The sequence below is a fragment of the Neisseria sp. P0009.S010 genome (assembly GCF_051958545.1).
In the GTDB taxonomy this organism is placed as follows: Bacteria; Pseudomonadota; Gammaproteobacteria; order Burkholderiales; family Neisseriaceae; genus Neisseria; species Neisseria subflava_A.
In genome coordinates, this window is sequence record NZ_JBQCVH010000003.1 from 215687 (window position 1) to 233840 (window position 18154).

An 18154-nucleotide genomic window follows, 5' to 3' on the forward strand; every position below is an offset into this window, starting at 1 on the left:
CGAAATCATCTTAAATTAAAACCAAGCATTCTTTCCTTTTTTCAGACGGCCTGTTTAAAGTGGCGACTGTCCATTATTCAAACAATCGGTTATAGCCGTCCAACAAAGGAATCCAAATGAGCCAAGCCAATCCGCTTCCACCCGAACTCTCCGCCCAACTCTCCACACTATCCCCCACCCAACTTGCCTGGCTCTCCGGCTATTGCTGGGCGCAAAGCCAAGGCATATCCGGTATAGCAACCCAACCATCTGCCCTGCAAACAGCCGCCTCGACAGTCAGCCGCCGCGTATTAGTCCTCTCCGCCTCACAAACCGGCAATGCCCGCAGCGTTGCTGAATCCTTACGCGCCAAACTTCAAGCCGCCGGCGTAGAAGCCCGCCTCAGCAGCGTAGGCGATTTCAAAAGCAAAACCCTGCCCGACGAAGACATCGTGCTTTTAGTTACCTCCACCCAAGGCGAAGGCGAACCACCCGAAGAAGCCCTACCCCTGTACAAATTCATCTACGGCAAAAAGAAACCCGACCTCAGCAAACTGACCTTTGCCGTCTTGGGCCTTGGCGATTCCTCCTATCCAAACTTCTGCCAAGCAGGCAAAGACTTTGATGCCAAATTTGCCGAACTGGGCGCAGGCCGTCTGAACGACTTGGGCATTTGCGACTTAGAGTTCCAAGCAAATGCCGACGCATGGGTAGCCGCCGTCGTACCCAAAGTAGCCGAATTGACCGCCCAAGCAGCAAGCCCTAGTGCAAACACCGCAGCATACAGCCCGGCAACCCCAAGCAGCGGCACCGTGTACACCAAAGAAAACCCCTACACAGCCACCCTATCCGTGCGCCAAAAAATCACCTCGCGTGATGCAGAAAAAGACGTCGAACACATCGAAATCGACCTCAGCGGCTCAGGTTTGCATTATCAGGCAGGCGACGCGCTCGGCGTATGGCCGCTGAATGCCGCCGACCTCGTTCAAGAAATCCTCAACCTCAACCAACTGACCGGCAGCGAAACCATCCAACTTTCAGACGGCCGCGAAACCAACATCCGCACCGCCCTGACCGAATCCGCAGACATTACCCAAAACACACCCGCCTTCGTCCAACAATACGCCGATTTATCAAACAACGGAGAACTCAAAACCATAGCCGCAGATAAAGCCCAACTAGACGCCTACCTCTCCGCCACACCGCCCGTCGGCGTATTTGCCGCCCATCCACACCCACTGGATGCACAAACCCTATACAGCCTATTCCGCCCACAAACCCCGCGCCTTTACTCCATCGCCTCCGCACAAGACGAAGTCGGCGAAGAAGTCCACCTTACCGTAGGCGTCGTCCGTTTCGACCACCACGACCACACCTACACCGGCGCAGCATCCGGCTACTTAGGCGAACGCCTCGAAGAAGGCAGCGAAGTCCGCGTCTTTGTCGAACCCAACCCCAACTTCCGCCTGCCTCAAAACGGCGACACCCCCATCATCATGATCGGCGCAGGCACAGGTGTCGCCCCCTTCCGCTCATTCATGCAACAACGCGCCGCCAATGGCGACAGCGGCAAAAACTGGCTCTTCTTCGGCAACCAACGCCTGGCCGACGACTTCCTCTACCAACTCGAATGGAGCGAATGGCGTAAAGACGGCCTCCTCACCCGCGCCGACCTCGCATGGAGCCGCCAAGGCGAACACAAAGTCTACGTCCAACACAAAATCGCTGAACACTCCGCCGAAGTTTGGAACTGGCTGCAACAAGGCGCACACATCTACGTCTGCGGCGACGCCGCACGCATGGCACGCGATGTCGAAAACGCCCTGATCGAAGTCATCGAAACCCAAGGCAAACTCAGCCGCGACGAAGCCGAAGACTACCTCAACGACCTGCGCGAAGACAAACGCTACCAACGTGACGTTTATTGATTGGATAAACAAAAATAAAGGCCGTCTGAAAGCTGAATTTCAGACGGCCTTTTTAAAGAGCCAGCTCGGATTGTTATCAATTTACCCGGTTTTGCATTATAATTGTGCAAATTTGACTCACTCGAAAGAAAATAAATTGGAAGGATTACAACAACTTGTAGATTTATTGGTGGGTTTTGTCGATTGGATATTGAAATTACTGGCATTCTTGTTTTAAACTACGCTTTATTCTTTTATACATTAAAGACGTATTTTCATCATGCAAACCGCGCAACGCTCTGCTACTTTCTTCTATTGGTACCACACAAACGTGCGGTACTTTTTTGCGCTTGTCTGAAACAGACTAAATTGAAAATACGCAAATTAGAGCCGCCTCATTTGAGCGGCTTTTTTTATACCCACCATGGCCGCTTAAATCCACCCATTTTTAAGAAATAAGGAATACAGCCATGACCGCTTCAACTAAAATCCACAGCCAAACCCAAATGTTACACACCTGCCGCATGGTCGTTGACAGCAACAGCCACAACAGTATGCTCAACATGCACACTTTGCCCGATTCGCCTGACAGCCTCATCAGCGAAGCCCTGATTCCGCAAGTGCGCACCATCGCGACTTTGATTGCCGCAGAGCGCCACGACTTCAATCAAAGCAGCCCCAGCGTTTTTACTGATGAAGCGGATTTCTTCGCAGCGCGTATTTTGGTTCTGGGCGTACGCCGTTTCCATTTGGATATTACCCTGCTGCCTATGCTCAAAACCGCCAACAAACGCGCCGAAGCTTTCGCCAAACGCCATCACATGTCCTTCTCTCCCGCTGAAATGCAAATGTCCCTGCACACCCGCCGCCCTGCCAACCTGCTGATTATCGAAACCGAACACGAAATGCCTGCATTGGGCAATCTGGCTGCCAACAGCCGTGCATTTGCAGCGCAACTTTCCAATATTATTTTGTAAAACCACTTGAAAAACAGGGAAATGGTTTAATATTAGGCAAACACACTCCGCCGAAATCTCGGCAAAGACAAACCTCTCTCAGGAAAAACAATGAAAAAACTGATTGCCTTAGCCGCCCTTTCCACTTTTGCCCTCGCTGCCTGCAAAGACAATACCCAAGCGCAGCTTGAGCAGCAACAAAAACAAATCGAAGCATTGCAACAACAGTTGGCACAACAAAACGGCCAACAAGAAGACAATACGGTTTACCAGCTCACGCCTGAAGCCGTGAAAGACACCATTCCTGCCGAAGCACAAGCCAACGGCAACAACGGCCAACCGGTAACCGGTACAGACGGCCAACAATACATCTACGACCAATCCACCGGCAGCTGGCTGCTGCAAAGCTTGGTGGGTGCGGCAGCCGGTGCCTTTATCGGCAACGCATTGGCCAACAAATTCACACAGGCACGCAATCAAAACAGCCCGATTGCCCGTCAAGCCCGTGCCAACTATTATCAAACCGCACGTCCAAACGGACGCACCAGCCAACAGCTGAATACACGCACCCTGCGTGCGCAACAACAAAACGCTCAACAGCAACAGCGTTACCGCGAAACCGCGCGTCAGCCTTCCAACTACCGCCGCCCAAGCATGGGGCGGGGCTTTGGCCGCCGTCGCTGATCCGGTTTATATTCCATCTTTGATATAAACGCTCCCAATATAAAAGGCCGTCTGAAAATCAGATTTTCAGACGGCCTTTGGTTTTCTCTATTTTTTTATTGCAGACTTGTCGGGTCTGTTTGTATGCGTTATGCCCAAAAGTCTCGCGGAGCGTCCAATACGGGCTTGACGATGCCGGTACGGATGGCGAAATCGCCAAAACCTTCATCATCCAAACGGCTTCGAGACCAATCTGCCACCCAGCCTTCGACAATTTCAAGGATTTCAGGTTCGGTAATGTTTTCTTTAAACAGGCGCGGAATGCGGGTGCCTTCGCGGTTGCCGCCTGCGTAAAGGTTGTAGCGGCCGACCGCTTTACCGACCAAACCGATTTCCGCCAGCATGGCGCGGCCGCAACCGTTTGGGCAACCGGTTACGCGCAAAACGATGTATTCGTCTTCCAAGCCATATTTAGCGAACATTGCGTCGATTTTATCGGAGAATGTCGGTAGGAAACGCTCAGCCTCCGCCATCGCCAGCGGGCAAGTCGGCAAGGCAACGCAGGCCATCGAGTTCTCACGCTGGATGGTAATCGATTTGCTGATTAATCCATGCTCTTTGGCGATTTTATCAATCGTATCTTTCAATTCCGGCGGCACATTGGCAACCACCAGATTTTGATTGGCTGTCAGGCGGAAGTCGCCGGGATGGATTTTGGCAATTTCGCGCACGCCGGTTTTCAACGGCCTGCCGGGATAATCGAGCAGACGGCCGTTTTCAATAAACAAAGTCAAATGCCAGTTGCCTTCATGCCCTTGTACCCAGCCGATATGGTCGCCGCGATGAGTGAATTCATAAGGGCGGATGGGTTCAAACTTAATACCCATGCGTCTTTCAACTTCTTCTTTGAACACATCCACGCCGACGCGTTGCAGCGTATAGCGTGTACGCGCTGCTTTGCGGTCGCTGCGGTTGCCCCAGTCGCGCTGAGTGCTGACGACAGCTTCGGCGGCGTTAAGGGTGTATTCGAGCGGAACGAAACCAAATTCGTAAGAAGTATTCGGATAGGTTTTGGTATTACCGTGTTCGCTGGATAAACCGCCGCCGACCAATACATTGAAGCCCACCAACCTGCCGTTTTCTGCAATCGCCACAAAACCCAAATCGTTGGAATGAATGTCCACATCGTTATCGGGCGGAATCACGACGGCAGTTTTGAATTTGCGCGGCAAATAGGTTTTACCCAAAATCGGCTCTACATCGTCGGCAATTTCTTTATTGCGCGGCTCGGTCGGCTCGGTCGAGAACACTTTTTCGCCGTCCAGCCAGACATCGGCATATGCCATGGTACGCGGCAGGAGGTGCATACTGATGCGCGCCGCCCATTCATAGGCTTCTTGGTGCAGAGTACTTTGTACAGGATTGCTGGTGCACAACACATTGCGGTTGACATCGCTGGCTGTGGCAATGGAATCCAAACCAAGTTTATGCAATGCCTGATGTGCCTGTTTTAAATCGGTTTTCAGAATGCCGTGGTATTGGAAAGTTTGACGGTTGGTCAGGCGGATGGAACCGTAAATCGTATTTTCACCGGCAAATTTGTCGATACCCAGCCACTGCTTCGGCGTAATGATGCCGCCGGGTAAACGGCAACGCAACATCATGTTTTTTAAAGGCTCAAGTTTTTGTTCAGTACGCTCGGCACGGATATCGCGGTTGTCCTGTTCATACATACCGTGGAAGCGGATAAGTTGAAAGTTGTCGGCAGTAAAGCCGCCGGTAAAATCGTCTTTCAACTCTTCCTTAATCGTACCGTGCAGATAATCGCTGCGCTCTTTCAAGGCTTCGTTGCCGGACAAAGGCGTCTCAGGCAGCTTAGCTCGCGGGTTGGTTGTGGTAGCAGTCATTGAAGCACTCCTTATTTTTGGTATAGGCGTTACTTTAATGAGGCCGTCTGAAAATGAGAAAGAATGGTTTGTTTGTTTTAAAGACGATTTTGTTATATATCGGTTTGAAACATAAAAAGGCCGTCTGAACTTTGCTTTCAGACGGCCTTAATATTGGATGGGACAAACCGATTAGGCTTGTTTGTTCCAACGCTCGATAGATTCTTTGATGACTTGTTTCGCTTCTTCTACATCACCCCAAGATTCAACTTTGGTAGTACCTGCTTTTTTCAGGTCTTTGTAGTGGTTGAAGTGGAACTCGATTTGTTTGATCAGTTGTTGCGGCAAATCGGCCAAAGTTTTGTAGGCGTTGCCGTTGTTACGGTCGTCGGCTGGAACGCAGACGATTTTGTCATCCACTTCGCCGTCGTCAACGAATTTCATCACGCCGATAACGCGTGCTTCCAGGAAAATACCGGTTGCCAAAGGCTGCTCGGTCACCAGCAATACGTCCAATTCGTCGCCGTCTTCATCCAAAGTTTGCGGAATGAAGCCGTAGTTGGTCGGTTTGGAGAAAATTGCCGGTTCAACGCGGTCGAGTTGGAAAGCGGCCAGTTTGCGGTTCCATTCGATTTTGTGGTTGCTGCCTGCGGGGATCTCGTTGACAACGTTGATGATGCCGCCGTCCACATCGCCCGGGGTCAGGATTTTGTTGAAGTCTGCCATGATGGTTTCCTTTGATTTTAAAGAGAGTCAAACGGCGAAAGTATAGCAAACCCAAGGCCGTCTGAAAATGTGAAACTGTCGTATTCAGACGGCCTTTTTGGCATTCAGCCTTTTGACCAGTTCTAAAATTGCGCGTTTATTGGAAGGCGAAAACACTTTTTCCGCCGCTTCTTCTACGCCAAACCAACCGTAGGCAACGTGTTCGTCCGGTTGTAACATGATGGGCGTATCGCGCGGAATTTGGGCGGAGAAGATGTGTTCGCGGTTTTCAAAAACGCCTCTGGGATAGCGATGGCGCCAGTGATGATAGATTTCATAAACGGTGCTGTCATGCCAGTTTTCCAGCTGGCCGTCTGCAAGGCGGATACCGGTTTCTTCCCACACTTCGCGCCATGCGGTTTCTTCGATACGCTCACCCTCTTCCAAACTGCCGGTAACCGACTGCCAAAAACCTTGCGGCGCCGTACGTTCAATCAGCAGGATATTGCCGTCTTTATCATGCAAGACGACCAAAGCGGAAACGGGATACTTCAAAGGCTTACCGCTCATGACTTGTCCTTGCCGATTTGGTTGGGGAGGCTGATTTTTTGTAGTAAGTAAGCCAAAAGGTTTTCCATGTATCACTCAACAATGGGAAATTGATATTCAGACGGCCTTTGCCGGAAATCCGCAAAGGCCGTCTGAAATTATACCTGATTTAACTGCGCCAGTTTCCGAGACACCAGCTCTGCCGCTTCTTCCGGCGAATTGGCCTTCAACCCTGCTTCGCCAAAATACGAAATTTTAGGTAAATCACACAAAAACTTATCGACGTCTTGCGCCGTCAAAAAGCGGCCGTGCAAATCAAATCCGACATTTAAAGCACGCCCTTTGATTTCCGCAACCCTGTCATGCAAATGGCCGTACAAGTGATACCAACCCTGATAGCAGCCGTCCCATTCCTGTATCGGATAGTGAAAAAGAACCAGCGTATTCTTAATTTCCGGCAATTTGAGTTTCAAATACGGCCGTATGGACGACAGCAGCGGATGACCGTCATGCTTGGTTTGGCTGCGGAAAAAATCGGCATGCTGCCGAATCACATGATCATGATTGCCGTAAATCAAGTGATGTTGCCCGTTCAAACGCGACAAAACGCGCTCTATCTGCTTATGGTCTTGGGCAAAGGAAAAATCGCCCAAGTTGTACACCGTATCTTCAGGCGTAACGGTTTCATTCCATGTCCGGATTAAAAATTCATCCATCTGCTCCAAGTTATCGAACGGTCGAAATTGCGGGCAGAATTTGGCAATGTTTTTATGTGAGAAATGTAGGTCTGATGTGAAGTAGATTTTGCTCATACCGTGCTTTCTGCGTTGCAGGCTTGAATCGTATCACGCGCGGGCGTATGCTGAGTAATGTTTATTGTGTGCTTCAAGGAGTTTTTATGCGTTTGGTTATTGCCGCGCCGGCCAACGGCGCAATATTGAAGGACGCGCTCAAAGCGCATCTGCAAAACGACCCGCGCGTCAGCAGCTTGGTCGATTTATCCTCGCCCGAAGGAACCTATCCGCAACTCTCGTTTGCCGCGGCCGAAGAAGTCGCGGCAGGACGCGCCGACCGTGCGCTATTGATTTGCGGCACCGGCGTGGGCACGGCAATTGCCGCCAATAAAGTGCGCGGCATACGAGCGGCGACAGCACATGATTTGCTTACTGTCCGCGGCTCGGTGGAAAACTATAACGCGCAAGTTTTATGTATGGGGCAAAACGTGATTGCCGCGCCGGCCGCTTGGGCATTGGTCGATATTTGGTTGGATTTGCGCCACGACACAAGCAGCAGCTATGCGCCTAAAGTCGGAGAAATCGAAGCATACGAGCGCGGAAAATAAATACGTGTTGCTCCATATATTTTCAGACGGCCTTACAACTGTCTCAAAAACGCCTGAATGAACGCGATTTTATCCAATTCCGGCATAGCATTGAACGCTTCCTGATGCTCGTGGATGTAGTCGATTAAGGGGTAAAACTCTTCATCGACGTGGCGTTTGTCGAGTTTGCGGCCGATATTCCCCTCGTTGCTTCGTCCTAAAAACTTGGAAATCAGGTAATACGGCGATTTGAGTTTGAACAGCATTTCGCCGGTTTGGGCATCAAACACCATAAAGCCTTCGTGTTCCACGTTTTTCAGACGGCCTTTCAGCTCGCCGAATGTAATGTTTTTCAACATTTCAGGACGGCGTACGCCGTATTGTTTGCCGATTTCGTCCAATTCCGCTTCGCTAAACTGACGACCGGTCGCCACATCAATGCAGCCGATTAAGGTTTCCCCCAGTTCTTCGCGGATGATGTGTACGTCTTTCGCGTCTGTGATTTCAAACAAAAAAGTATGGTTCGGATAAGCGCGGAACAGGGTTTCGTATTGCGCGCAGTGTGCGGCGGTCATGTCCGCGAACGCGCTATCGAGCGAACCGGTAGTCGAATACAGCACTTTGCCGTCAAACGTCGCGCCATGAGACGGATGGCCGTCTGAAAGCGAGACGAAAGTGCAGCAGCCGAGGAAGCCGTTTACTTTCACCACCGCGTCCACCAGCCTCTCGTCACTAATTCGTATCGGATAGCGGCTGCCTTTGGCAATACGTTCCGAATAATTGAACACTTTTTTAAACGGGCGCACGATGATTCGATTATGCGCATCGATAATCAAACCGCGCATTTCCAGCAACGCATCATCAAAGCGTTTGTTATAGAACACGCTGCGGGCGTATTTCAACACGCGCAATTCGGGATAACGCTTGGATGCTTTGGCTGTAAAATTACGGCTGCTGTGTTGCAGATAGTGATCGGTCACAAAGGTTTGCTGCGCCTCATCAAACACCAGCGGCTTATGCTCGACAGCCTGCATCTGTTCGATTTTTTCTAACTGCTCCGCATTTGCCGGCTGCTCGGCATCGACGTGGATTTCGTTTGCCACGCGGTTTTGGTTCAACTTGATATAAGCCGCCAACACGTCATGCTCTTTCACACCGTGCAGGTTGGGATAGAAATTGTGCATACGGTAGATTTCTGTTTCAAAACCGCTTTTTTTCGCCAAATCCAACAAATGGCGGCAACGCGAAGCTTTTTGGTTGGTATTGGAATTAATGATCAAAATATTTCGATTCGGATTTTGGCGTCCAAGTCTCAAGGTTTCAGTCATCAAGGCATTGCCGCATTTCTGCGCCTTATCCACCGCTTCGCCCGACCAACGATATTCACCGTATTCATCGGTAATAAACAAATCGTTTTCAATACGGACAACTTCCGCATCCTGATACTGCGCTTTAAATTCGGCGGCTTTTTGTTCGGCAAAAGTCGATTTTCCCGAACCCTGATGACCGCGTATTAAGATAAATTTTTGCATTTTGTTTCCTTATTCTTGTTCTCAGCTTGTCCTGAATAAATAGGCCGTCTGAAAAAATATTTCTACCCTTTTTTCAGACGGCCTTAGCTTCAGTTCACAGCTGCCAGCGGCGTTTTCTCAATCTCATCTACCCAGAAATCTGTACCCATACCTCGTTCGGCAAAGGAACCAATCAGGGCAAACACTTGGTCGGAGAAGCCGCCGATGTTCAAGATATCGTGACGGTTTCGTGCTTGAGCCTTGGTGTAAGGCTGGATATCCAGGCAAACGAGTTTGGCTTCGGGACAGCGTTTTTTCAGGATGTCCCATTCTTTCATCAGACTGGTTTTACCACCCCATCGTTGGCTGTCATCTGCCCAACTTTCGTTGTCTGACACGATGACGACCAAATCCACTTCAGCTTTTTCACGGTTCAACATGGCAAGCGGTGCGCTACATGCTGTTCCGCCTCCACCGATATTGGCGAGTTTTTCGGCGTTGGTCATGATGCTGTCGCGTGGGTTGAGCTTCACGTTTACCGTGATTTGCTCAAACGGTATCACGCGGGCTTGCGGATTAGTACGCAACATGGCAGCGGACACAAGTGCGGCAATGTCGATGCAGCGGGTTTTGGTGGACGCACTGCCGCGATAGCCGGTAACCGGGCTGTGCATGGAGCCGGATACATCCGGGCAAACCACGACTTTGCCTTGGATTGCCGGTACGTTTTGTACGGCAGTTTCCATCGCATCTTGCAGGGCTTCGCGGATTTCAAACGGCATTTGGTCAGATGTTGCCTGATACGCGGTCAGCAATTGGTAAGGCAGGACGCGGGCGCGGGCAATGGCGGTTTCGTCACGCAGTTTTTCTGCCACCATTTTGATGTTTTTGCTTTTGGCAAATACTTCATGGCGCAGGAAAGTGTTCAGGTTTTGGCGAACCTGCTGCCATGAGCCGTTGCGGGCGATTTGCGCCCAGTCACCGCAGTTCAAGTCTAAAGCTGTAAGCATTTGGAAAGGAACGTTGGGCAATTCGCCTTCTCGGCTTTGTTTGTAATCTTCAAAAGCACGGGTAATGGGCGACAATGCTTCGCGATCGTAAGGTTTGCCGATCAGCCATGCAAACCATGCGGCACGCCATGCCTCTCGCGGTTTGGGGTGCACCATTTTGACCACGTCTGCCAGCGACGGCGAATTGCCGATGGCGGCGTTCAACAGTTGTTTTTCGGTGGCAGTCAAAAGCCAAGTCTGCATCAGCTTTTTCGGACGGTTGCCGAAAGATTTTCTGCCGACTGCTCCGCTACGGATAATTTGTGCGAAGTTACGCAACATTTTACCGTTGTCCACTACTTGGTCGAATACGCGGGCGAGCATGTTCACGTCTTTTTGCGCCAACACGGCAAGCAACAGCGCAGGCATATCTTTCATCAAACCTTTTTGACGGGCATATACGGCAGTTTTGGCGATAAACTCGGCATCCAGGCTTTCTGCCAATTTCAACACTTGGTCAAGCTGACTTTGGGCATCGGCATAGTAGGTATTGTTCAGACAACCGGTAGCGGCAAGTTGGGCCAGCTGTTGTTTGGACGTCAGCGTGTAGGCGATGCCGCCGGCTTCATTATAGGTATCGGTTTTAGTAAAACGGTTTTTAATCGATTGAAACAAGGTAGTATTAGCCATTTTCATTTTCTTTCATATTGTTGGTTTGAGGCCGTCTGAACTTGTTTTAGCTTTGTTTTTCAGACGGCCTTGAATGGGTGGCAGTGTGGCGGCTAAAGATGAAGAGAAGCGTTTTTAACTGAAAGCTAATGTATTCTCTTCCGGGCATCCGCCTACTGCCGTAGGGCGACCAGTTTAATTAGGATCATTCGGGTTTGTAGCAAGGAAGGAATGTAATCCTAATGGCATTCGCCCATAAGGGGTGGTACATTGGGCAACAAAGAGTGGAGAAATTTTTACGCGCTCTATCCACTGAACTACTCTGCCATAGTTGGCGGCAGAGACGGGACTCGAACCCGCGACCTCGCGCTTAGCAGGCTTTAATTCCTCCGGCATTTGCCGTTTGCACCAAAAACAGTTTTTATATCAGCCCGCCTGAATATTTCAGACGGCCTTGCATGGGTGGCAGCGTAGCGGCTAAAAGTGAAGAGAAACGGTTTTAACGTGATAAGTTAATGTACTCTCTTCAAGCATCCGCCTGCTGCCGTAAAAGTAATATGGCACGCAACAAGTTTTTAAGGGAAACATGCCTTGGCTCTACCAACTGAGCTACTCTGCTATTTGGAACAACAGAGACAGGACTCGAACCTGCGACATAAGGATATCCATGTTGTAGTTTCCCCAGGCATTTGCCTGCCATATTGGAAAAGGGTGGGCGACTAAATAAACAAGACGTTCAACGTCTATCAGACGAGACAGGATTCGAACCTGTTAATCCAAATGTAGTCTTGTTGGCATTCGCCCTGTAACCACACAGCAACTAAATTTACGGAAAATTTTTCTCCGGTAACTGTATTTCCCGAAGCATCTGCTGTATCGTTACATTCACAACACAGCCAACAGTGTGCCAAGAATAAAATTTTTATAAAAATAATTTTTAATTGATTGAATATAAAGAAAATATATTTTAAAGTAGCTTTTATCGACAAGAAGCGTAGAATACTAAAAAATATATTTATAGATAGTTATATAGAAAATAAAATATATAAGGATATATAATGAGATTCGATGATTTGGACAAATGCTTGCGGTTAAATAAACAGCAAATTTGTATTGGAAAAAATAATTTAAAGGCCGTCTGAAACATGAATACTATCCCTAAAAAACAAGTCGCCGTCAGCTTTCTCGGTACGGTATTGGACAGCGGTTTCGGTCAAGGGCGTTGGCAGAAGTGGCGGCCGAATGTCGCCATGAATCAGCGTCAGGATTTTCATCTTGACCGCATGGAGCTGTTTTATGCGGAAAAATACCGCGAACTGGCTGATCATGTAAAAGCCGATATTCAGCAGGTATCGCCGCACACAGTCGTCAATCTCGTGCCTATGGAGCTGGCAAACCCGTGGGACTTCTCCGAGGTTTATACCAAGCTGCACGATTGGGCGGCGAGCTATCCATTTGATACAGAAGAAGAAACCTATCTCACCCACATCACGACAGGTACACACGTTGCCCAAATCTGCCTGTTTTTATTGGTGGAATCGCGTCAAATCCCCGGCGTACTGTTACAAACCGCCCCTCCCAAAAACCAAAGACGCAGTATGGAGGACGGCAATGTCGGCAGTTATGAAATCATCGATTTGGACTTGGCTCGTTACGATGTACTGGCCGAACGCCTTGCCGCCGTACGCGACGATGCAGTGCGCTACCTGAAAAGCGGCATTTCCACCCAAAACGCCGCCTTCAACCGCATGATTGCCGAAATCGAACAAGTCGCACTCAACTCCCCTTCCCCCATTCTGCTTTCCGGCCCGACAGGCGCAGGCAAATCCATGTTGGCACGCAGGATTTTTGAATTGAAAAAAGCGCGCCATCTGATTAAAGGCACATTTATCGATGTAAACTGCGCCACCCTTCGCGGCGACGGCGCGGCATCTGCCCTGTTCGGCCACAAAAAAGGCGCCTTTACCGGCGCCGCAGAAAAACGTGAAGGCTATCTAAAAACTGCCGACGGCGGCGTATTATTTTTAGATGAAATCGGAGAATTGGGCTTAGACGAGCAAGCCATGTTGCTCAAAGCCATTGAAGAAAAACACTTTTATCCCGTCGGCAGCGACAGCGAAGTCAAAAGCGACTTCCAACTCATCGCCGGCACCAACCGCGACCTGCGCCACGAAATCCGCGCCGGACGCTTCCGCGAAGACCTGTTCGCCCGCATCAACATCTGGAATTACCCACTGCCTGCACTCGCTAATCGTCGCGAAGACATCGAGCCCAACGTCGAACACCAGCTTGCCCTAGCCTCGCAAGAACTCGGCCGAACCACCCGCTTCAACAAAGAAGCCCTGGCCGCCTACCTCGACTTCTCCCACTCAGACCAAGCACCATGGCGCGGCAACTTCCGCGACCTCGCCGCCAGCATCATGCGCCTGGCCACACTCGCACCTCAAGGCAGGATACAGGTAGAACAAGTCCAAGCCGAAATCGAACGCCTCAAATGGTTATGGTCGGAAGAACCCTTTTCAGACGGCCTCCTACATAAAAGGCCGTCTGAAAAAGCACAAGACTACCCCGATAAAGTCGATTGGGACACATTGGATTTGTTCGACAAACTACAACTGCAACACGTTATCGATGAATGCCGCAAACACCCCAACATGGCCGCTGCTGGTCGTGCATTGTTCAACGTCTCCCGAACAGAAAGGGCAAAAGTCAATGACAGCGACCGATTGAGAAAGTATTTGCAACGGTTTGGACTGGAATGGGGGGATATTTGAATAGAGTGTGCAAGCTAGCTCATTTTGATAGCATCATTTTTCATCATTTATAAAAAAATAAAAGGCATCAATCCGATGCCTTTTATTTTCGTTAACATAAAAAATTAACGTTCATACCAACGTTTGGTCGATTCACGAATCACTTCTTTGGTTTACTTCAAAAATGCCGCATGATAGGCAATATGCTCGCCAATAAAACTGGCGATGAAGTAATAGCTATGATCATAGCCTTTGTGGAAGCGCACATCGGCCGGTTGATTTGCCGCACGACAGGTTTCAATAAAATCTTCGGTACGCAATTGTGTCGGCAAAAACTCATCTTCCAAGCCCTGATCAATGCGCATACCTTGCACTTTATAGCCTTGTTGAATGAGCGAGTTGGCATCATATTGCTGCCATTTTTCGCGATCTTTTCCTAAATAGGCAGAAAAGGCTTTCTCCCCCCAAGGCACGAGACTTGGCAACAAAATGGGCGAAAAGGCAGAAACACTTTGATAACGTTCCCGGTTTCGCAGTGCCAATACCAATGCGCCATGTCCGCCCATTGAATGTCCCATAATGGAACGTTTGCCGTTGGTAGAGAAATTTTCCTCAATCAGACCAGGCAACTCATTCAAAATATAATCATACATTTGATAATTCGTCGCCCAAGGCTGCTCGGTCGCATTAAGATAAAAACCCGCACCCTGCCCTAAATCATAAGCAGCATCGTTCGGCACTTGCTCTCCGCGAGGGCTGGTATCGGGGGCAACCACAATCACTTGATGTTCTGCCGCATAACGCTGAAAGCCCGATTTGGTAATGAAATTTTGTTCCGTACACGTTAAGCCGGAAAGCCAATAAATCACACCAAGCGGTCGATTCTCTGGATTATCCGGCAAATAGACGGCAAATTTCATTTCGCATTGAAGCGTTTGGGCATCATGTGCCCAAACTTGTTGCGAACCACCAAAAATTTGATGTTGTTCAATCAGTTTCATCGCATACCTTAGTAATGAATAACAGCGCGGATCGATTTACCTTCGTGCATTAACTCAAAGGCTTCATTGATTTGATTGAGTGTCATTGTGTGGGTCACAAATGGTTCCAACTGGATGTCGCCTTTCATTGAATCTTCCACCATTTTCGGAAGTTCAGAGCGACCTTTCACGCCACCAAATGCCGTGCCTTTCCAAACACGACCTGTTACCAACTGAAACGGACGAGTTGAAATTTCTTGTCCCGCACCCGCTACGCCGATGATAATGGATTGTCCCCAGCCACGGTGCGCACTTTCTAATGCTTGACGCATTACGTTTACATTGCCGATACATTCAAAGGTATGGTCAATGCCCCATTTATTGATGTCTAACAACACATCTTTGATCGGTTTATCGTAATCGTTCGGATTTAAACAATCCGTTGCACCGAACTTTTTTGCCAACTCGAATTTTGAAGGATTGGTATCAATAGCGATAATGCGACCCGCTTTGGCTTGACGCGCACCTTGCACCACCGCCAAACCAATCGCCCCCAAGCCAAACACGGCAACAGAGTCGCCTTCTTGCACTTTTGCCGTATTATGTACCGCACCAATACCTGTAGTAACGCCGCAGCCGAGCAAACATACTTGTTCGTGGTTGGCTTCTGGGTTGATTTTTGCCAGTGAAACTTCGGCAACAACTGAGTATTCGCTGAAGGTCGAACAGCCCATATAGTGATAGATCGGCTGACCTTGATAAGAAAAACGCGTCGTACCGTCCGGCATTAAACCTTTACCTTGTGTATCACGCACTGAGACGCACAAGTTAGTTTTACCTGAACGGCAAAACTCACATTCGCCACATTCAGCGGTGTAAAGAGGAATGACATGATCACCCGGTTTTACGCTTGACACACCTTCGCCCACAGCAACGACCACACCCGCACCTTCATGCCCAAGCACCACAGGAAATACGCCTTCCGGATCGCTTCCTGATAACGTAAATGCATCAGTGTGGCACACGCCAGTGTGCGTGTTACGAATTAACACCTCGCCTTTGTGCGGCATTTCTACGTCGATTTCCACAATTTGTAAGGGTTGATTTGGGGCGAATGCCACCGCCGCACGCGATTTGATGGTTGAATTGGTTTGTTTCGTTTCCATTATTTTTGCCTTTTAATTCATTAATAAAGTTATCTAGCCTAAGTAAGATAACCACAGGTTATACTTTGACCTCCACTCTAAAGCAAGCATTTTTGCAATTTTCGCTCCGGCGGTAGCATGATCACCTGAAGGATCGCCATGCAATCGATAATTAAAGGCTTCCGAATATTTCCCTAAGTCATGAATCTGTCCCGTTTAACAGGTAATTTCCTGTGCCCCAAAAACTCGGGCAAACTCCGCCACCATTTCGCCAACATTTACCGAATCGCTTTATAAGGTTTGCCAATGTTCGTAAGGTAAGAGATTGCCGAGTTCATATTGGACGGAATGGACGTAGTAAATTAGGGGTTTCATATTGAAATTCTAAAAAATTCAAATTGATACAGATACAATGATAATATGATATTAAATTTAATATGTAAATAGAAAAAATGCCGTCTGAAACTTTTTCAGACGGCATTGTTATTGATTAACCTTTATAACTTGCTTCTAATATCCTCTACTGCTTTCACTAAGGCCTCGGAAAGCGAAGGATCAAAAGAAGAGCGGCCTGCTTGGACGATATTTGAACACACAGCCTCCCGAAGGCTGCTGACGGGATAGGTCGGCATAAAGTTTGTAGCTGCTAGAGTTTTAACACACAGCGACCCGAAGGTGGCTGTCAAGCTTTTCCAAGGTTGCTTTAGCATCATGGGCGGTTTCAACACACAGCCACCTGAAGGTGGCTGGACGGTTGGAAATCACGATCATATCGCCCTTGCGGTTTCAACACACAGCCGCCCGAAGGTGGCTGGGTTCACGCGCATCGGCACGCGCCTGATGCGCGAAGTTTCAACACACAGCCGCCTGAAGGCGGCTGACTCTATAAGCTGGTTAATTTGCTGCAACAATTAAAAGTTTCAACACTCAGCCGCCTGAAGGCGGCTGATTGTCTTTTGCGGTTGTTCTTTAGAGGAATCACAAGTTTCAACACACAGCCGCCTGAAGGCGGCTGGGTCCATTTTTATATCTGGCTTTACCTCTAAATGACGTTTCAACACACAGCCGCCTAAAGGCGGCTGGGTGGAGAAACTGCAAAATCTGCCTTCCTCCGCCCCGTTTCAACACACAGCCGCCTAAAGGCGGCTGGTCAGTTAAAAACGCTTCTCTTCATCTTTAGCCGCCCCCGTTTCAACACACAGCCGCCTAAAGGCGGCTGGGAAATGTTTAAAAAATGTGTTTGCGGGCTATGTGTTTCAACACACAGCCGCCTAAAGGCGGCTGGCCTGTTGCAAATCCTTTCCGTTGCATTTTGTGATGGTTTCAACACACAGCCGCCTAAAGGCGGCTGGGCATCTACCCATGTTTTAAATTCTGCCCATGTTTTGTTTCAACACACAGCCGCCTAAAGGCGGCTGGTACTCTTTGTAGAGGTTGCGGCCGACCGGCAGCAGTTTCAACACACAGCCGCCTAAAGGCGGCTGGTTCAACCAGCATTGTTTCTCGCTGACCGCCATAATGTTTCAACACACAGCCGCCTAAAGGCGGCTGGAATCGAGAATTTCTTTATCATTCTTTTTTAAACGGTTTCAACACACAGCCGCCTAAAGGCGGCTGGATTCGGACGGCGAGACTATCGCGGCAGAAGCAATGTTTCAACACACAGCCGCCTAAAGGCGGCTGGAAATTTCTTCAGCAAGCATGGATGCGGCACGGATGTTTCAACACACAGCCGCCTAAAGGCGGCTGGTCAACGAGCTTGAGAAGCTGGCAGGATTTTTCAACGTTTCAACACACAGCCGCCTAAAGGCGGCTGGACGGCATTACACACCGCATCAATCAGCGGATTCCGTTTCAACACACAGCCGCCTAAAGGCGGCTGGGACCGATTGGGCGCGATGGACGCACTGTTTGGCGAGTTTCAACACACAGCCGCCTAAAGGCGGCTGGGGAAATGTTTAAAAAATGTGTTTGCGGGCTATGTGTTTCAACACACAGCCGCCTAAAGGCGGCTGGGGGGATATATTGCGCATGTATAAACCCTATATTAAGTTTCAACACACAGCCGCCTAAAGGCGGCTGGGGGGATATATTGCGCATGTATAAACCCTATACTAAGTTTCAACACACAGCCGCCTAAA

13 protein-coding genes, 1 pseudogene and 1 CRISPR repeat array (1 of these 15 only partly in view) are annotated in these 18154 nt (G+C 49.3%); of the genes and pseudogenes, 5 read left to right on the forward strand and 9 right to left on the reverse strand.

Annotated elements, in window-relative coordinates; genetic code table 11:
• The first annotated feature begins 116 nt into the window (after positions 1-116).
• The 3 genes from ACTHSN_RS04510 (at position 117) to ACTHSN_RS04520 (ending at position 3526) form a co-directional block, all read left to right on the forward strand.
• On the forward strand, positions 117-1907 hold the full coding sequence (locus ACTHSN_RS04510) for an assimilatory sulfite reductase (NADPH) flavoprotein subunit (RefSeq protein WP_440365118.1): 1791 nt from the start codon (positions 117-119) through the stop codon (positions 1905-1907).
• A 449-nt stretch (positions 1908-2356) separates the two neighbouring features.
• Positions 2357-2863 carry a hypothetical protein gene (locus ACTHSN_RS04515; protein WP_314597813.1) on the forward strand — a complete coding sequence of 169 codons (507 nt, stop codon included), beginning with the start codon at positions 2357-2359 and terminating at the stop codon, positions 2861-2863.
• 90 nt (positions 2864-2953) lie between these two features.
• Positions 2954-3526 carry a membrane protein gene (locus ACTHSN_RS04520; protein WP_049332431.1) on the forward strand — a complete coding sequence of 191 codons (573 nt, stop codon included), beginning with the start codon at positions 2954-2956 and terminating at the stop codon, positions 3524-3526.
• A gap of 128 nt (positions 3527-3654) precedes the next feature.
• Here ACTHSN_RS04520 and cysI read toward each other — a convergent pair whose 3' ends face one another.
• From cysI to ACTHSN_RS04540, 4 genes are all read right to left on the reverse strand, one after another.
• Positions 3655-5412 carry an assimilatory sulfite reductase (NADPH) hemoprotein subunit gene (gene cysI, locus ACTHSN_RS04525; protein ID WP_440365119.1) on the reverse strand — a complete coding sequence of 586 codons (1758 nt, stop codon included), beginning with the start codon at positions 5410-5412 and terminating at the stop codon, positions 3655-3657.
• Positions 5413-5583: 171 nt separating this feature from the next.
• Positions 5584-6117 (reverse strand): inorganic diphosphatase, encoded by a 534-nt coding sequence (locus ACTHSN_RS04530; protein WP_440365120.1) that lies wholly within the window; start codon positions 6115-6117, stop codon positions 5584-5586.
• Positions 6118-6201: 84 nt separating this feature from the next.
• Positions 6202-6666 carry a dihydroneopterin triphosphate diphosphatase gene (gene nudB / locus ACTHSN_RS04535; protein ID WP_440365121.1) on the reverse strand — a complete coding sequence of 155 codons (465 nt, stop codon included), beginning with the start codon at positions 6664-6666 and terminating at the stop codon, positions 6202-6204.
• A 137-nt stretch (positions 6667-6803) separates the two neighbouring features.
• Positions 6804-7457 carry a phosphoesterase gene (locus ACTHSN_RS04540; RefSeq protein WP_440365122.1) on the reverse strand — a complete coding sequence of 218 codons (654 nt, stop codon included), beginning with the start codon at positions 7455-7457 and terminating at the stop codon, positions 6804-6806.
• Positions 7458-7543: 86 nt separating this feature from the next.
• Here ACTHSN_RS04540 and ACTHSN_RS04545 point away from each other — a divergent pair, with 86 nt between their 5' ends.
• On the forward strand, positions 7544-7987 hold the full coding sequence (locus ACTHSN_RS04545) for an RpiB/LacA/LacB family sugar-phosphate isomerase (RefSeq protein WP_440365123.1): 444 nt from the start codon (positions 7544-7546) through the stop codon (positions 7985-7987).
• A gap of 32 nt (positions 7988-8019) precedes the next feature.
• Here the strand turns inward: ACTHSN_RS04545 and ACTHSN_RS04550 are convergent, their stop codons facing one another.
• A complete protein-coding gene (locus ACTHSN_RS04550; protein ID WP_440365124.1) occupies positions 8020-9498 on the reverse strand; it encodes an RNA ligase in 1479 nt (492 codons plus the stop codon).
• A gap of 89 nt (positions 9499-9587) precedes the next feature.
• Complete coding sequence (locus tag ACTHSN_RS04555) at positions 9588-11162, reverse strand: vWA domain-containing protein (protein ID WP_070461662.1); 1575 nt, start codon at positions 11160-11162, stop codon at positions 9588-9590.
• Between the two features lie 1118 nt (positions 11163-12280).
• Between ACTHSN_RS04555 and rtcR the strand changes: the two genes are divergently transcribed.
• Complete coding sequence (gene rtcR / locus ACTHSN_RS04560) at positions 12281-13909, forward strand: RNA repair transcriptional activator RtcR (protein ID WP_070461661.1); 1629 nt, start codon at positions 12281-12283, stop codon at positions 13907-13909.
• Positions 13910-14061: 152 nt separating this feature from the next.
• Here rtcR and fghA read toward each other — a convergent pair whose 3' ends face one another.
• The 3 genes and pseudogenes from fghA to ACTHSN_RS04575 all read right to left on the reverse strand — a co-directional run.
• Positions 14062-14889: an S-formylglutathione hydrolase gene (gene fghA, locus ACTHSN_RS04565; protein ID WP_107810904.1), complete on the reverse strand. Its 828-nt coding sequence runs from the start codon at positions 14887-14889 to the stop codon at positions 14062-14064.
• An 8-nt stretch (positions 14890-14897) separates the two neighbouring features.
• Positions 14898-16034, reverse strand: coding sequence for an S-(hydroxymethyl)glutathione dehydrogenase/class III alcohol dehydrogenase (locus ACTHSN_RS04570; RefSeq protein ID WP_070461659.1), 1137 nt, complete (start codon positions 16032-16034; stop codon positions 14898-14900).
• 93 nt (positions 16035-16127) lie between these two features.
• Positions 16128-16388 (reverse strand): annotated as a pseudogene (locus tag ACTHSN_RS04575) (CRISPR-associated helicase/endonuclease Cas3); the annotation flags it as partial.
• 343 nt (positions 16389-16731) lie between these two features.
• Positions 16732-18154: a CRISPR direct-repeat array (repeat unit 32 nt; unit sequence GTTTCAACACACAGCCGCCTAAAGGCGGCTGG) (it continues 876 nt past the right edge of the window).

Excerpts from the sequence above, each read along its gene's own strand:
- ACTHSN_RS04510 (WP_440365118.1), top strand. The coding sequence starts at position 117 with ATGAGCCAAGCCAATCCGCTTCCACCCGAACTCTCCGCCCAACTCTCC.
- ACTHSN_RS04515 (WP_314597813.1), top strand. The coding sequence starts at position 2,357 with ATGACCGCTTCAACTAAAATCCACAGCCAAACCCAAATGTTACACACC.
- ACTHSN_RS04520 (WP_049332431.1), top strand. The coding sequence starts at position 2,954 with ATGAAAAAACTGATTGCCTTAGCCGCCCTTTCCACTTTTGCCCTCGCT.
- cysI (WP_440365119.1), bottom strand. The coding sequence starts at position 5,412 with ATGACTGCTACCACAACCAACCCGCGAGCTAAGCTGCCTGAGACGCCT.
- ACTHSN_RS04530 (WP_440365120.1), bottom strand. The coding sequence starts at position 6,117 with ATGGCAGACTTCAACAAAATCCTGACCCCGGGCGATGTGGACGGCGGC.
- nudB (WP_440365121.1), bottom strand. The coding sequence starts at position 6,666 with ATGAGCGGTAAGCCTTTGAAGTATCCCGTTTCCGCTTTGGTCGTCTTG.
- ACTHSN_RS04540 (WP_440365122.1), bottom strand. The coding sequence starts at position 7,457 with ATGAGCAAAATCTACTTCACATCAGACCTACATTTCTCACATAAAAAC.
- ACTHSN_RS04545 (WP_440365123.1), top strand. The coding sequence starts at position 7,544 with ATGCGTTTGGTTATTGCCGCGCCGGCCAACGGCGCAATATTGAAGGAC.
- ACTHSN_RS04550 (WP_440365124.1), bottom strand. The coding sequence starts at position 9,498 with ATGCAAAAATTTATCTTAATACGCGGTCATCAGGGTTCGGGAAAATCG.
- ACTHSN_RS04555 (WP_070461662.1), bottom strand. The coding sequence starts at position 11,162 with ATGAAAATGGCTAATACTACCTTGTTTCAATCGATTAAAAACCGTTTT.
- rtcR (WP_070461661.1), top strand. The coding sequence starts at position 12,281 with ATGAATACTATCCCTAAAAAACAAGTCGCCGTCAGCTTTCTCGGTACG.
- fghA (WP_107810904.1), bottom strand. The coding sequence starts at position 14,889 with ATGAAACTGATTGAACAACATCAAATTTTTGGTGGTTCGCAACAAGTT.
- ACTHSN_RS04570 (WP_070461659.1), bottom strand. The coding sequence starts at position 16,034 with ATGGAAACGAAACAAACCAATTCAACCATCAAATCGCGTGCGGCGGTG.